Origin of the sequence: Halalkalibacter akibai JCM 9157 (genome assembly GCF_000513135.1) — a bacterium.
In the GTDB taxonomy this organism is placed as follows: Bacteria; Bacillota; Bacilli; order Bacillales; family Bacillaceae_D; genus Halalkalibacter; species Halalkalibacter akibai.
Window position 1 is genome coordinate 1 of the sequence record NZ_BAUV01000022.1, and the last position, 15,202, is coordinate 15,202.

13 protein-coding genes and 1 pseudogene are annotated in these 15,202 nt (G+C 31.9%); 10 read left to right on the forward strand and 4 right to left on the reverse strand.

What is annotated here, in order from left to right; translation table 11 throughout:
- The 7 genes and pseudogenes from JCM9157_RS23430 to JCM9157_RS12795 all read left to right on the forward strand — a co-directional run.
- Window positions 1–2,581: DUF4116 domain-containing protein (locus tag JCM9157_RS23430; protein ID WP_052013124.1), on the forward strand; the 2,581-nt coding region annotated here is incomplete at its 5' end.
- Window positions 2,582–3,163: 582 nt separating this feature from the next.
- Window positions 3,164–4,246, forward strand: coding sequence for a PIN domain-containing protein (locus JCM9157_RS12765; RefSeq protein WP_035665212.1), 1,083 nt, complete (start codon window positions 3,164–3,166; stop codon window positions 4,244–4,246).
- Window positions 4,247–4,879: 633 nt separating this feature from the next.
- Window positions 4,880–5,242 carry a GIY-YIG nuclease family protein gene (locus JCM9157_RS12770; protein WP_035665214.1) on the forward strand — a complete coding sequence of 121 codons (363 nt, stop codon included), beginning with the start codon at window positions 4,880–4,882 and terminating at the stop codon, window positions 5,240–5,242.
- Window positions 5,235–5,714 carry a hypothetical protein gene (locus tag JCM9157_RS12775; RefSeq protein ID WP_035665215.1) on the forward strand — a complete coding sequence of 160 codons (480 nt, stop codon included), beginning with the start codon at window positions 5,235–5,237 and terminating at the stop codon, window positions 5,712–5,714. Before JCM9157_RS12770 ends, JCM9157_RS12775 begins: the two co-directional genes overlap by 8 nt.
- 662 nt (window positions 5,715–6,376) lie before the next feature.
- A complete protein-coding gene (locus JCM9157_RS12780; protein WP_035665217.1) occupies window positions 6,377–7,024 on the forward strand; it encodes a hypothetical protein in 648 nt (215 codons plus the stop codon).
- Window positions 7,025–7,622: 598 nt separating this feature from the next.
- Window positions 7,623–7,766, forward strand: a pseudogene (locus JCM9157_RS12790) (iron chelate uptake ABC transporter family permease subunit); the annotation flags it as partial.
- Complete coding sequence (locus tag JCM9157_RS12795; protein ID WP_035665221.1) at window positions 7,766–7,957, forward strand: hypothetical protein; 192 nt, start codon at window positions 7,766–7,768, stop codon at window positions 7,955–7,957. The pseudogene JCM9157_RS12790 and the gene JCM9157_RS12795, both read left to right, overlap by 1 nt.
- 353 nt (window positions 7,958–8,310) lie before the next feature.
- Here JCM9157_RS12795 and JCM9157_RS25340 read toward each other — a convergent pair whose 3' ends face one another.
- From JCM9157_RS25340 to JCM9157_RS12815, 4 genes are all read right to left on the reverse strand, one after another.
- Window positions 8,311–9,066 (reverse strand): restriction endonuclease, encoded by a 756-nt coding sequence (locus tag JCM9157_RS25340; RefSeq protein WP_052013125.1) that lies wholly within the window; start codon window positions 9,064–9,066, stop codon window positions 8,311–8,313.
- A gap of 863 nt (window positions 9,067–9,929) precedes the next feature.
- Complete coding sequence (locus JCM9157_RS12805; RefSeq protein WP_035665222.1) at window positions 9,930–10,889, reverse strand: tyrosine-type recombinase/integrase; 960 nt, start codon at window positions 10,887–10,889, stop codon at window positions 9,930–9,932.
- A gap of 2 nt (window positions 10,890–10,891) precedes the next feature.
- Window positions 10,892–11,962, reverse strand: a complete 1,071-nt coding sequence (locus JCM9157_RS12810) for a tyrosine-type recombinase/integrase (protein WP_035665223.1) — start codon at window positions 11,960–11,962, stop codon at window positions 10,892–10,894.
- Window positions 11,952–13,157: a tyrosine-type recombinase/integrase gene (locus JCM9157_RS12815; RefSeq protein ID WP_035665224.1), complete on the reverse strand. Its 1,206-nt coding sequence runs from the start codon at window positions 13,155–13,157 to the stop codon at window positions 11,952–11,954. The genes JCM9157_RS12810 and JCM9157_RS12815 overlap by 11 nt, the downstream gene beginning before the upstream one ends.
- A gap of 498 nt (window positions 13,158–13,655) precedes the next feature.
- On the opposite strand from JCM9157_RS12815, the gene JCM9157_RS12820 reads away from it, so the two are divergent.
- The 3 genes from JCM9157_RS12820 (at window position 13,656) to JCM9157_RS12830 (ending at window position 15,092) form a co-directional block, all read left to right on the forward strand.
- Window positions 13,656–14,513, forward strand: a complete 858-nt coding sequence (locus JCM9157_RS12820) for a hypothetical protein (RefSeq protein ID WP_035665225.1) — start codon at window positions 13,656–13,658, stop codon at window positions 14,511–14,513.
- Window positions 14,514–14,574: 61 nt separating this feature from the next.
- Window positions 14,575–14,781 (forward strand): hypothetical protein, encoded by a 207-nt coding sequence (locus JCM9157_RS12825; RefSeq protein ID WP_035665226.1) that lies wholly within the window; start codon window positions 14,575–14,577, stop codon window positions 14,779–14,781.
- 35 nt (window positions 14,782–14,816) lie between these two features.
- Window positions 14,817–15,092 (forward strand): helix-turn-helix domain-containing protein, encoded by a 276-nt coding sequence (locus JCM9157_RS12830; protein ID WP_369384747.1) that lies wholly within the window; start codon window positions 14,817–14,819, stop codon window positions 15,090–15,092.
- Window positions 15,093–15,202 lie beyond the last annotated feature (110 nt).

The window sequence follows — 15,202 nt, forward strand, 5'->3', positions numbered from 1 at the left end:
AGCCAATTCCACGTATATTCCTGATTTGTTCCGAACAAAAAAACTTTATCTTGAGGCAATAAAGCAAAACGGCAAAGCCCTTGAATATGTGCCCGATAAGTATAAGTCGGAAAGATTTTGTAGATTAGCTATTATGCAAAATGGTTTAGCACTCGAATTTGTTCCGAAAAATATTCTGTCAAAAGAATTATTCTTGCTAGCAGTTGAGCAAGACGGATTGGCCTTGGAATATGTCCCATATAAAAACAGAAGCAAAGAAATATGTAATGCTGCTCTTAATAATGATGTATTGGCATTAGAGTATGTACCTAACAGATATAAAAAGACGGAGTTGTGCAAAGTGGCAATCAACTCGAGTTGGGAAGCTTTTCTTTTTGTGCCTGAGAGTATGTATACTTTAAATAATTGCCTCGAGTTATTTGAAAGGGTATTAAGGGAATGTGACGATCCTTCTGTGATGTCGTATAGTGACCGCTCTTGTGTTAGAGAGATAGCAAAACGCTTGCCAGATAGTATAAACAATGATATTCAAATTATCAATTTGGCAAGACAATTACGGGTAAGGGAATTTAAGAGAAAATACTTCGATAGTGAAACACATAGATTTATAACAATAGAAAGAATCAGTTATAGAGAAGAGGATGAAGTAAGAGAATTTGATTTATTTGTTGACTTTTATAAATATATAGATGGGGATTTGAGAAATGCAAATCTGCATGATTATGATTTTAAAGAGGTGAGTCTGGCCAATTTTAATATTGAAGGTGCCTATATTAGTAGCGCTGTATTAATCGAACAGCACTTATATGACGATTCTTTTTACGATGAAAACATCAAAGATTTCGAACGCAACACGGAACTTATGATTTCTAAAGAAAATGAGGTAGTAGAATCTATCTCTGTTCTTCATGATATCGGTTTGGTTTCAAATGAATCACTAAATGACAATTCTCACAAGATATATTATATCAGCGATATCCATCTAAATCATAAGCTTCTAAAAGCATTCCCAATAAGTGCAACTGAATTGGAAGTTAAGATGTATATCAGACAGTTAGTAAAAAAAATGGTCGATACTGCTACAGATCATTCTTATGAGGACTACTTATTAATAGCTGGCGATATATCTTTTAACTTTGAAATATCAACATTGTTTTATACAGAATTAGTCAAGTATCTGAAGTCAAAGCGTTGGAATCCTCTTCAAATAGTAGTAGTGCTTGGGAATCACGAATTATGGGATTTCAATAGACACGGGAGCACACATGCCAATTTGCTTACATTGGATGAAATTATTCAGCAATTCCGGGATTTGTTTTCAAGTCTAGGCATATGCTTTTTGCAAAATGATTTGTTGCTTTCAAACGGAGAGATTATTTCAAAACAACAATTGGAATCAATTGATCAGTACGAGTTAAAGCAAATGTGTTTGAAAAGTGCTTTTGTAATACTGGGTGGATTAGGGTTTACCGGATTAAGTTCACAATTTAACGCTACGCATGGAATTTATCGGCAAACCATTATGTCTTTAGATGAGGACATTAAACAGTCAAACCAATTTAACTTTATTTACAATAAAGTTAATGGTGTTTTAGGCAAAGATAAAGTTATTATTTTAACTCATACTCCAAAAGAAGACTGGTCGAATGAAGATTACAATCGTAACTGGATATATGTGAATGGACATACTCATCGAAATGATTACTGTTGTGATGAGGAAAAGACTTTTTATTCGGACAATCAAATTGGTTATTATTCTAAAAGTATAGGTTTAAAGCATTTTAAACTATCAAGAGTGTATGATATTTTTAAGTATTATCCTAACGGAGTTTATTCTATTTCGAGAGAGCAATATTTGGACTTTAACAGGGGTCTTGAGATTAAAGTAATTTTTAATAGAACAGGAACTATACATATGCTTAAAAACAATAATGTATATTGTTTTATACTTGAAGACCAGAATAAAGGCAAAATACATTTGTTAAATGGTGGGAGAATTAATAACTTAGAACATAACGACATCAATTATTACTTTGAGAGAATGGCGTATTATTCAGATGCCATCAGAGTGTTATTTAGCGATTACAATCAAGCATTAAAATCTATAGCTGATAGTATTAAAAAAATTGGCGGTGTTGGGACAATCCACGGCTGTATTGTTGATATAGATTTCTTTAATCACATTTATGTGAATCCGGATGACGGAACCGTAACCCCGTATTATGCCTTGTCGATGGTAGATAAGTATATCTATCCAAATGTCAAATCGCTTTTGTTAGCTCAAAGAAAAGATTTATATGATAATTATATGAAACTTTTAGACGGAGAGAGCGAGGGCGACAAGCTGTTGAGAGGTGAAATAAAAGCAGGAAGCATTGAAATATCAAGATTTGTTCCAGATACTTATATGTATAGACCATCAAGAATAATGAAGTCATTACAGTACCTCACAGAAGTTAATGTTATAAGGATATGGAATGATCGTATTTTCGAATCTCAAGTTCAAAGAAAAAGTAAAGCAAAAGATTTGTGTGATAATAACGACGATACTTTGTTGCTGTCCGCTAAACAACAGGAGTAACAATTAACGCCGCTTTTTGATACAAGAACAACCATATTTTCAATCTTTGCGGAATCATTATATACAGTTGCTTTTTATATTATTCACCGTATTCAAGATATGGAGAATGACTTGGGTATCCTGGAAAGAAACACCCTTAACGTTAAGTGGGGAAGTGTACTTCTTCAAGATTAAGCTGTCAAGGAAAGTAAGCGTAACGCGGAAGTGATGATAGATCCTTGGTTGGACAAGGATCTATCATTTTTGTTTGGATCTATTGCTGAGGAGTACACCGATACATATTGAAAAATTACAGAGACGATTACGTTTATAAGTGAGCGTCTCTGCTGCGCAGTAAACTCATACTGTGCAGTACACTTAATATTGGTTGTTAATTAATTCCCTTATAAAATAATTTTCTCTGTAAAAAATTTAAGCTGAGATCATCTGGTTTATTTTCATTAACAAGTGTTTACTTAATTAGTATCGAAAAAGTGAAAATGAAATGAAACTAACTATCTTGAAGTGAAAAGTGTGATAGAATGCCATTAAAAGATATTTCACTAGTTTGGATATTGCAAATTCAATATACGGAGGAAATTGATGAACTTTTTTCTGGATTCAACGGTGTTCCAAAAAGGAAAAGATGTATTTTTTAATAATTGGCTTAGTCAGGAATTTCTAAATATTTGTAAGCAACAAAATTTTTCAATATATATATCCTCTGTGGTTATTGAGGAGATTCGGAGGCAATTTAGTATATTTATTAATAATCAAATAGGAAATATTAATTCAGGAATCGGTGCTATTAATACAATTCCTCAACTTCACAACATTCATTTACATCTTCCACAGCATGAAGAAGTTATGCGCTCCTTTGATACTTATTTTGAAAGATTACAAGATGAGGGGATATTAAAAGTTGTTCAATATTCAAATGATTTTCTTCCTGAGTTAATACATAAATCAATTCATCGAATTAAACCTTTTACAGAATCAAAACAAGAGTTTCGTGATGCTGTTATTTGGTTTTCATATGCAAAATTAGCTGAAGAACAGCAATTACAAAATTGCTTTTTGATAAGCGGTAATACTACGGACTACCTTAATAAGCATGGGCAACTTCACGAAGAATTAGCCAAAAAATCAAATCGATTCACTTTTTTTAGAGATGTGTATTCATTACTAAACTCCTCCTTAATGGAGCCATTTAAAGAAACCAATGCTTTACTTGAATCACTCAAGGAGAAAGAATGGGACAATGTAACAATCTTAAATTTCTTAAAAGAAGATACGTCCAAAAGCTATATAAAAAAGCGTTTAACTGATGATATAGATGGTCCCTTAAGAGTAGAATTATGGAGTAGTGTGTACTATTCGCAAAGGAAAATATTAAATCTAGACCTTGTGAATTTATCTAGAGTTTCAGTCCGCGGTCTTAACTTTATTAACGATAATTTTATTGTAAGTGGTAATTTCGAAGTGAAGATTCGATTTGTGTCCGAATTAGAATCTGAAACTCCTGATTTAAGGGACACTCAAGTTGGCCATGAAGAATTGATGATATTTTTTGATGCAGTTTATTATCCAGATTCCAACACGTTTTCAAATCTTGAAATTAGTAGTTATGAAGATGCCCATGAGTATTGGATGGGCGTGCATCGTGTTCAGCAGGATAGCTTTTAACATAATTGAGGGTTTCTTTAATGTGTAATTAATGGTGAACGAGTGTGACCGAGCTAGGTCATAGCATATAGCTGGTGGTATTCCCTCCGAGTAAGAACTAGACATTACGCTCGTACCGAGTCTTGGTGGCTAAAGGTAACTTTAGTCGCTAAGCGTAGACAGTGATGGTAGTGAGTCGAAAGCCAAATTATTAAAGGGATTGAACTTCTAAGGGTAGTCATTCAAGAGGGATGAGGCTTTTCGTTCAGCAGGCAAGCTACATTTTCCGTCATTAGGGCGAGAAAGATAAAATCTGGATTCAGAGACCTTTGCATTGTTTACACATTGATATGATACGACAACTTGTGGAGATACTAATGATTTCGTCTAGACACATTTACTACGCCCAGAGGTAAATATAATGAAATTAAAAATTTAAGGAAAGCAGACATGTGAATGGTACAAGGAGAAGCCTTTGTACGTGAATAGCGCAAGGACGGTTCTGTGAAGGGGAACACAATCTAATGAAAGGAAGAAAGGTTCTCTTCTACTTAGCTACTTGCATAAGGTATCCTACGATTTTCTTATTAAACTAAACGGTTTAAATTTTTTCGAGAAGAAACTGCTATTACTAGAGTAAAAGGAGAAAAAGAAATGAATGCTTTAAATTTAAACTACATCGACATCTTACCAACACTAAATATTGCTGCTTTAAAGAGCTATTACATTTGGGATGCTGAAAAATTCCCGCCTAATTCGGGAGTATATATAATGTATGGAAAAAATGATGAACCTTTATATGTAGGTGAAGCTCAGTCTATACAAGAAAGAATAGCTGAACATGTAGAAGAAGGAGAAAAGGGAAGATATAAGAATGTAAAAGAATCAAGGAAACGTAATATCGAAAGGCAAAAAAAAGGTGAAGAAATAATACCTGATGAAAATCAAGCATGGTATAAACGCTATTTTTATAAAGTTAAGTTTATTGAATGTGAACCAGTAGAAAAAAATGCTTGAGATTTATTTAATCAATAGCTTAGATTCACCATTTAATAAGAAAGACAATATGTTCTATAGAAAAGGATACTCGGTTGAGTATGAAACAGAACATTTAGAAAATCTAATGTACTCAGTAGAAGAAGAGGATGTACTTAATCCAGCGGAAGAATTAGCAAAATTTATTAAATCACCTACAGAGGAAGTTATACTTTTCTATTTCTATAATAACTTAGCAAATTCAACTAAAGCGATTATCGGAGAACCAATGATTTATGGGGAATTCAAGGGAAGTAAACTTGAACGCACATTAGAAACAATTCTAAAAAAATGGGCGGGAACAAACTATGAAATACATAAAAGCTATTTTGCTAAGTATCTTCATGATGGTCCAGATTCTTATGACGATTTAGATAATGTCTTTATAATTTCGACGCAGCATGATGAAAAATTTGATGAGTTAATAGAAGTTATTAATAGTTTACATATTTAGATTTGATTAGCTTAAAATGCATACTTTTCTTGAATAGGAAATGGATTTATAACTGGATCTTTGGCTGCGCAGTACAAGGAAACTGTTCAATTGATATTAATATAAAGACGAGACTAAATCTATAATAAAGAACTCTTTAATCAAATCATTCAGGACTTAAATGCTAGAGGCTTAATATCATTAGACTGTTTGCAATTAGTTATATCTGAAAAAGATGAGAAGAAAACTTTTTTAACAAATTTCGGTAGAGAGTTTGTTGATTTTATAAGTGAATAAAATGTCAGATATATATAGATGAGGCGAAATAAATGTATATAACTATATTAGTTGTTTTAATTCGGATAACTGTATTCTATATATCACCTAAATTATCAGTAATAGAGCTTAGCTTCAGAGAAAATTGTATTGGTGGGAGAAAGTGTTGTTTTATCCGTTTGTAGTAATTTTATGGATTGGAATATGGATATTAGGAGCAATGGCAGCAAATAGCTTAAGACCTATTACAGGTGACAACATATTATGTTTACCTTAATAATATTTATTGTTGTATTTATATTTTTATTTATCAAAATAACTTCATTAATGAGCGATCAAGCTATAGAAAAAGCAAAGAAGGAATGGGTATAGATAATTAAAATAATCACTTTAAAGGAGGACAAATCATGGATAAAGAAAAAGCAACACAAATAACACATGCAGCTATAAGAGGTACATTAGGCGCAGTATCAGGTGGAATTCTTGCTGAAGTTTTCAACTTAGTTATCGCAGATCCAGCCTCAAAAAGAAGAGATAATGCATTATCTGAAATAACTGAAAGAATTTTAAATTTAGAGAAAAAAGATATGAATCTAGATGAATTAGCTGAAAATGATGAATTTATATCAGTTGTAATGAAGGCATACAATATTTATCTTAGGACTCATCAGAAAGAAAAGCGACTAGCACTATTAAATGCAGTTGAAAATACACCTATTTTAGACATAGATGAAAGTATTAAGCAAATGTATCTAAATTATATTGACGAGTTTAATGAATGGCATTTGGAGATTCTACACCTTTTAGATAATCCAACAAAGTACCTAAGAGAAGATCAATTTCCTTATATGGGTGGGTTAGAACAAATTCTAGTTATTGCTTTCCCAGAATTAAAAGATAAAGCAGAGTTTTATAAACAAGTGACAAGAGATTTATATGATAGAGGCTTAATGAATACGGATGGACTTGGAGGAACAATGACAGGGCAAGGTTTAAAAGCAAGTAGAACTACAAATTTCGGTAAAGAATTTATAAGCTATATAACATTAAGATAAAGCATCGCTTTATCTTAATAACCTTCTAGGGAGATCTAATCAATCTCTATGTCTATAGTTCATTTCAAATGGAGATCACAGTAGGGTACACTGTGATCTGCCTAGAGGGTTATTAGATAAAAGAAATGATTTAAAGAGGATGTGTGTATTTTGGCGAATAGCGTTCATGTTAGACACAATGGTAAAGGTGTAATACTTAGAAACAGATATAATGGAGAAATGTTTTTTGATGACAAAGTATTAGCAATATGCACAAAGACGGATAAAGGCACATTTATATGTAGACACTTGGAGTTTGGCTTTGTGGTGGAAGACAAGAGGAAAGGTGACTGCCTAAAAAGACTATTTAATTATGTTGAAGACAATCTCAGATAAATAAGGTTTTTAGATAGAAGCAAAGGAGGGGGACAATATTAAGAAAACTAATATATTGACTTCTTATTGAACTTGTAAAAAGAGCTTTAAATGTGTAAATACCTCGAAGGAAGGGTGTATGTAACGAATAGGCATGTATTTGCATTAAGTAGTGATCATATAAAGAGGCATCAAGAACATGTTAACTATCATATCAATAGCGATATACATAAAAGAATTGTCTTTAGGGGCATTGCTTTTAGTTTTTTCGGATATTGGGGCACGAATGATTAATCCACCATTTGAAACTCCAGTTGGTGCCATTACAGCGCTGGTTGGTGTACCGTTTTTCCTCTACCTCGCACGTAGTGAAAGGAGAGGATTGTAATGGTATTAGTGAAAAAGACAAACAAAGATTACAATGGGAATCCTATTTGTACTTATTCTTTTAGCTTTTTTATAAGCTTTAATATGGCGTTTATCCGTATTGTTTCACTTGATGTTATTAAAAAGATTGTTGGAGCTGGAACGGAAAAAGATCAACTTGTTCTTTTTGATTTCCTTTGCCAAGAATGGTGATTGCTTTATTGATAGGAGCGGGTCTAGCTGTTGTATTATTTATTTTCTTCTTTCAAGGGTCGACACCCTCTCACTTAGTACCCTCTCACTTAGTACCCTTTCAATTTTTGTTATGGCATTAGCTACTTTTCTTATTTATACGTTAGCTTAGAAAAAAGGGGTTACTCCTGAGTTGGGATAGGGATTAATGCTGCATTTGGGGCGGCTTTGATCAGCATTCTGATATATCCTCATCTGAAGTAATGTCCTTTCACTTCATTGAATAACATCGCTTTCTTAAGATAATTTGTTACAAAATATCAACTATTTTTTGTCTTATTGATGACTGATGAGGTAAGTCCTTTTTTATTTTATTAGATTGGTTCCACTGAATTTGGTACAGTTTTCTGAGAATTCACTTCTTTAATCATCATAATTAAATTATCACGATTTACTAGCTTTACATTATTAGCAGTAGCGGATATTTTAGCATTTTTAGTAAAGTAACGGTTAGTTACAACAATTTTTTTATTAGCACCATGAACACCTGCACCACCTAGTACTTCATTTATAGCATCAACACCTACATTATTACCTTCACCATTACACTTTGCTTGTACGGCAATTTTATCTTTACCTCTTTTTAATATTAAATCTGCCCCAAAATCACCAGTTGGTTTAGTAACCTCAGCGTAATAACCTAATTTGTTATATACTTTCCCTAAATAATGCTCAAATTCAATACCATCCATATTATCAACTTCTGCAATACCCTCAATTATAGGAGAATGTTTAATAAAGAAAAATTTAATAATTTTAATTCCACCATAAATTGTTATACCTAGAAGAATGATAACGAAGAAATTACTTACAACAAGCGTAATTACACCATTTTCAGTAAACCCACTTAGGAACAGTATACCGAAATATACGACTGCAGCCACCTTGAGTTTATCTTTTAGCCTCCAGTATCTAAATTTATTCCAATCTGTTCTAAGGAGACCCAACAAGCCAAGAGTGTAAATAAAAACAAAAATTAATAGCCAAGGGTATTCGATTGCAGCCAGTATTAAGAACATATATAACCCTATTTTCAATTCACTAGCAGTTAATTGTTTTTTCCTTCTCATGTAACAGTCCCCCTTTACAACTGATAAATTAATTATTCCATTATAAAGGGAAATTATTACAAGTTATTGAGTATTGCGGACAGTTTGAGCCAGCAGTGCGTAGTTTTGAGCCAGTAACTGCGGAAAGGAGAGCCCCGACCGTTGTTCTGCCATAATTAGCGCATACAATTATCCGCCACCATTGACTTAACTTTTGTCCGTGTTGAGAACAATTGCAGGTCTGTCATAAATAATGTCAAATAGGCACAACTGCTTGTTAACACGGACAATCCGATTCCCAGCATTTGCTGGTGGGGCCCGACTCCTTCCACCAAATGCTGGGAACTAGTGATTCATAATAATAGAAATTGATGATTTTAAATGGGAAACCATTACTTAATTGAGAATTTTAAAAAACGACTTAGTTTTTTTATGCTTTGTCGTTTTCTTTATCTGCAAGTATAATTGCAGCACACATTAAACTAGGGGAGATGGTTGTAGTGGTAAAAGTATCTTCATTAAATGATTTAGTAATATGATATTGGAGCAAGTGAAGTTATGGGACTACTATTGAAGGAACATGGATTGCTGAAGTGAAATTTTGAAGTCGATAAGTATAATGAAGAGAATCACATTTATGATTACAAGTATGTTCCTTATATGAGGAAACAGGAAATGTTGAGTTTCTTGAGAAGTATATAGCATAGAAAAAAGAAAGAAGTAAAACACTTCTTTCTATGACTTCTTAAACAATCCATTAAGCGGAGAAAAACTATTATGCTGGCTTCTAACATCCATGTTAGTCATTTGAATATATTTACGAACCATATTCATGTGACCGTGCCCCGAGATTTTTTGAAGGCTGAAAGAGTCTCCACCATTCATTATATCTGTAAAACTGCATTAATCTTATCTTCTATTTTCTTATAAACAATGTGATGCTCTTTAATAACAATATTCTTATTTCTTGTATAATTTGGGGCTACGTAGCTCCTTGTAGAAGAAAGGTATTCGTGTCCTAATAATTGTTGTACTATAAAAATATGGCTACCCGCGTCCAGCATATGGGTTGCAAACGAGTGGCGTATACTATGAATTCTAACATACGGTAAATTTGCTTTTTTAAGGTATTTCTTTAGTTTACTCCTTAGCTTATCTTTAGAAAATTTATGTCCAAAAAGATAGTCAGACTCAGAAAGGTCGTTAGTGGTACAATAGTATTTTAATACTTCGCCAAACCCATTTCGAAGAGAAACGATCCTTTCTCTTCTATTTTTTGTTTTTTCTAGCAATAGCATCTCTCTTTCAAAATCTATTTCATTAATTTTTATATCTAAAAGTTCAGATATTCTCATACCAGTAGAGAAAAGTAAACTGAATAGAAGCACTTCACTTATTAGATCTTCACTATGTGTTACTATGCTATTAAATAATTTCAAAATTTCATGTTTACTTAAGATACGAATAGGTTTCCTCTTTTCTTTATATTTTTTTATATCAAACTTCATAGTACTAGTTACGTCAGGGAAATTTTCGTTTCTATATAAATATCTAAAAAAACTCTTCAATGCACAGGATAAAGTTTTTAATCGATAATAGCTTTTATCTGCACTTTCATAAAGGAATTCATCTAATAATGTAGATCTTATAGGTGTATAAATATCACCACTCTTGATTCTCACAACATATATTCTCTTTAAGTCAACCTCTTCAACACTACACTTTAATTTAAGTGAGAGGAAATCACAGAATAACTGTAACGCTTTTACATACTCTTTTTTAGTAGACACAGCTAATTTACAAGTTTTGTTATATTCCTCAATTTTTAATTTAAAATTACACATACTTAACCCTCAAATCCGAGCATATGTTTTAACAACTTTTCAAATGGAAAAGGATACTTTCCAACAACTTCATCTTTTAAGTCTTGTGGATGTAACTTAGTGTAAATTGCTGTTGTTTCCATATGGTCATGTCCTAATACTTGTTGAAGAATTTCAATTCTCATTCCTTGTTTTATTGACTGAACTGCAAAAGAGTGTCTAAATGAATGGGGAGAGTATTGGTTATCAATCCCTAACGCTTCTAGCAAGTTTTGTAACATTTTCTGGATAGACCTTATTAGGACAGGTTTCCTATTATCATATATTCTCTTTGAGAAAAGGTGGCGCTCATCGGTATAAGCTATTTCTTTGACTCCAGTTCTAGATAGGAAATCTAAAACCACTTTTTTTACTTCAGGGTACATAGGAATATATCTTTCCTTATTGCCCTTACCTTTACGAATGAATATTATATTTTCATCTACCTTAAAATCCCCAATTCTAACGTTTACTAATTCACTTATTCTACAACCGGTTCCAATTAGGAAGTAGAGGACAGTGTAATTAAAGAATGGGGAGGAAGTTTTTAATGATTCATTTAACAATTTCTTAATTACTTCTGTAGGGATATAGCGAGGTAACTTTTCGCACTTATATACTTCGAATCTACTTCGTATATCTTCTGATATATACTTTTGTGTGTAAGCAAAATTAATCAATGCATTAATAATTGCTTGATAAGTATTCTTTGTACCAGGAGAAATTTTACCTTTTCTTATAATAGATAGATTATAAAAATCATCCATTATTTCTTCATTTAAATCAAGTAGACAAAAATTAGGATTTATTTTATTTAGGAAAACTTTAAATCTCTCCAGGAAATAATTGTAATAGTATATAGTGTCAGCCGTTTTTCTTTCTAGCTTTAAATCTTTAGCAATCTTATCTTTATACTCATTGATAATCTCAACAGCAGTCTTAGATGATTCCAATCTTCTACTGCCTTGCAGTAGATTAAAAAAATCTTTTAAATCAATTCCATATTGCTCACAAATAATCTCTGGTTCAATTTCAGGGCGCTGTTCAATGTGCATTGTTTTCTCCTTCTAACAATTGATGTAATGGATTGAATGGTAAAGAATTCTTGAGTAACCTCTTAACACTCTTATGAACATAGTACTCTGTGGATCTCCAGTGTAAATGTCCCATAGATTTTGATACTTCTTCAAAGTCATTCAAATTATCAAGAGCATTGGTTGCATAAGTATGTCTTAAGGCTTTAGCGTTTACTTTTGCTTTGCCAAAGGCTTTCTTATTAATATTGAAAATCATACTTGCAACTCCATTTCGAGATAAAGGCTCTCCGAATACATTAATAAATACATATGTGTGATTTGGATTGTGCTCTTTTCTTATCTCTATATATTTCTTGAGAATTTTTGTTAAATCCTTGCTTATTTTCAATGTTCGTTGACCTGACTTTTTACAAAAGACAGTGATAAGAGATTCACTAAGTCTTAGATCATTGATGCAAAGTCCAGTGAGCTCAATTGGTCTAATACCTAATTCCATAATTAGAAGTAAAATGCACATATCTCTTACTTTAAAATTACTATGTTCTTCTGCCGTTTCAATTAACTTTATTATGTCTTGAGTTGCTGAAAAGGCATTTGTTCGCTTTCCTTGTTTTTTTAAGGATGAGGGTACTTTATAATAAAGAAAAATTATTTTATTCTTCCTTAGAAAATCAACAAATAATTGAACTACATATAAATATTTATATATAGTACTTTCCTGAATTTCTCCGTCATTTTGTCTTTTAATTAGGAAATTTTCATATTCTAGAATATCTTCCATGGTAAGGTCAGAAAAATCACCTCTTGAACCACTTTCTGAAACTCTCCTAGAAGCTATATACTCTCTAAAACATTTTAGATTTCGAATAGAAGATTTCCTACTACTTAAGGCATAACCTTCATTCTCTAAATACTTTAGAAATAGACTAATGGTTGAATCCAGAGAGTCCTTCCACGTCTTTGGAGATTCATGTCTTTCCTTTAAAAGGCTAGAAGATTTATTTCTCCTAAAGTTCTGGCTTCTTGTTTCTTCTAGAATAAAAGTAAATAGTTGGTCTAGATTGGTTTCAGATTTATGATTAATTTGTTTGTTTATCAACTTTAATTTCATTTGGTTCTCATAGTTTTTAAACAGTAGATATAAATTATCTAATGTGATTTTAATCTTCTTATTTACCTCATTAGTAAAAGTATGGTTAGCTAAATTACTCATAGTACTCTCCTTATTTTGACAAAATTTTCAAAAATTTTATTGTATAATTACCAAAATGGATAATTACTTTTTTATATTATCTACTGTATAAGACTGCTTCTTCTTTTAGTCAGCTTATTCAAATACATTAAAGGTTTAGGAAAAAATACTGTCCTAAAAGAAGAGCTAATATATATCCTTTCCAATTTTTACAAATAAATTCGTATTATGTTTTTAATACGAACTTTGCTTTATCGCGTTAAAGGGTTGTTGATTGGAATATTTAAAGGGAGGTGTTGGATATATCAACTTACGGTTTTCTAGAAATACTTAAATTTATTATGTTTGTTCAATTGCATTACATTATTTTTCCTAGTACACTTACGAATTTTTTAAGACATTCTTTCCAACACAAGAACAATCATAAAACAATCCTTTTACTCGATAATAGTTTAAACTTTTAAAAGTGGTAGAGTGATTAATGAATTTTGTTAAGGTATGTTGGTTCTGGTGATATAAATGAAACCAATCCCAGAATTTATACTTCTTAACAAGTATTCTGATATTAGTTTTGGTCTTAAAGATTTTTTAAAGGGGGAAATAAGCGAAGAAGAATATATAAATACACGTAAAGATGCAAGTGGGCGATTAAGATATCCTTGGCCAGAATTGATTTTTCTGAAAAGTGACATGACACTGTACGGAGAATATTTATTGAAATTTTCATTAGTGGGCCGTCGGACAGTACTACTAGTAGAAGAATCAATTGGTTTTAAAAAAACAGAGTTATACGATTTCTATAGCATTCCTAGTGATACAATTGGTAGATACCTTCGTAGAGCCTACGACACAAAAAAAAGTAAGCATCCTCCAAGAATTCGAAATATGACGACTTTACCTCCAACAGTTTCCAGAGAGGTTATTGCATTTTTTGCACTATTAGCGCGAGTTCCAATTTCATGGTTGATCCATGAAAAACCAGACTTGGAATGGAGCGTAGATTACTTTGATTATTTGCCACATACGAAAAAATTAAGTTTATCAGAGTTCAAAAGTTATTTGAAAAATTTCCCTGTTAATATCCAACATGATGTAAGTGGTATTATTATAAATGTAGGTGTTAAGTTTCCTCTCTATATTCGTTTGGAATCAATTTATGGCGGCTTCATTATTGAAGTATTTAACCCTAATTTTGGATTAAATGATATATTCATTCTAAGAGAGTTGTTAAAAGATTTTTATTATATAGAAGAAGGCTATATGGGGACTGTTATAGAATCACATAAAAATTATACATTTATTGTGAATAAAAAGAATATGAAACCTCTTTGTATACCAATGGAATTCAAGAGATTTTCAAACCCTACAACTTTGTAAAGTAGTACCCTATGAGCAAATGAATAAATGTAGAACCTCCTTACTAAAAGGAGTTTTTTTTATGGTTAATAAAAAAACAGAAATTAAACTAATGAGAGAAAAAGCTCTCAAAATTTTAGAAAAATGGACTGAAGAATTAAATAAGGAAATAGAGGATGAGCAAAATGAAATCGCATGCGAGAAAAAACACTTAAAAGAATGTCCAACAGTTCAGAAATATTATGATATTGAGAATCACACAGGTAATCCCAGATGTACCAAAGATTAAAAGTTATTAATCATATCAAAAAAAGAGATCGAAAAATGGCTAATACACATGACGTAACTAATAGAAAACGAAACGTAGTCTCAACAGCCTACAAAATTGAAAGAGCTATAAATGGAGGAAAAAGTATGCGGATTGAGGACTTAGAAGATGTACTAACTGTGAAAGATATTGCGAAATTTTTAGGGATCAGTAGGGCAAAAGCTTATGAGCTTGCTAATTCGGATGAATTTCGAACAATAAGGGTTGGGTCAAGAATTCTCATCCCAAAATCATCTCTTTTGAAATGGTTGAAAGGGGAAACTGATCACTAAAAATTCAATAACAGGCATCTAAAACTTACTATTCTAGTTTAATGCAACTCACAATGAACCATACTGATGATGGTGTTTAAGTTTAGGTGCCCAGTCAATTAAAGGAGGAA

What these genes read in the sequence shown, in the direction of transcription:
- JCM9157_RS12765 (WP_035665212.1), top strand. Translation starts at nt 3,164, where the DNA reads ATGAACTTTTTTCTGGATTCAACGGTGTTCCAAAAAGGAAAAGATGTA.
- JCM9157_RS12770 (WP_035665214.1), top strand. Translation starts at nt 4,880, where the DNA reads ATGAATGCTTTAAATTTAAACTACATCGACATCTTACCAACACTAAAT.
- JCM9157_RS12775 (WP_035665215.1), top strand. Translation starts at nt 5,235, where the DNA reads ATGCTTGAGATTTATTTAATCAATAGCTTAGATTCACCATTTAATAAG.
- JCM9157_RS12780 (WP_035665217.1), top strand. Translation starts at nt 6,377, where the DNA reads ATGGATAAAGAAAAAGCAACACAAATAACACATGCAGCTATAAGAGGT.
- JCM9157_RS12795 (WP_035665221.1), top strand. Translation starts at nt 7,766, where the DNA reads ATGGTATTAGTGAAAAAGACAAACAAAGATTACAATGGGAATCCTATT.
- JCM9157_RS25340 (WP_052013125.1), bottom strand. Translation starts at nt 9,066, where the DNA reads ATGAGAAGGAAAAAACAATTAACTGCTAGTGAATTGAAAATAGGGTTA.
- JCM9157_RS12805 (WP_035665222.1), bottom strand. Translation starts at nt 10,889, where the DNA reads ATGTGTAATTTTAAATTAAAAATTGAGGAATATAACAAAACTTGTAAA.
- JCM9157_RS12810 (WP_035665223.1), bottom strand. Translation starts at nt 11,962, where the DNA reads ATGCACATTGAACAGCGCCCTGAAATTGAACCAGAGATTATTTGTGAG.
- JCM9157_RS12815 (WP_035665224.1), bottom strand. Translation starts at nt 13,157, where the DNA reads ATGAGTAATTTAGCTAACCATACTTTTACTAATGAGGTAAATAAGAAG.
- JCM9157_RS12820 (WP_035665225.1), top strand. Translation starts at nt 13,656, where the DNA reads ATGAAACCAATCCCAGAATTTATACTTCTTAACAAGTATTCTGATATT.
- JCM9157_RS12825 (WP_035665226.1), top strand. Translation starts at nt 14,575, where the DNA reads ATGGTTAATAAAAAAACAGAAATTAAACTAATGAGAGAAAAAGCTCTC.
- JCM9157_RS12830 (WP_369384747.1), top strand. Translation starts at nt 14,817, where the DNA reads ATGGCTAATACACATGACGTAACTAATAGAAAACGAAACGTAGTCTCA.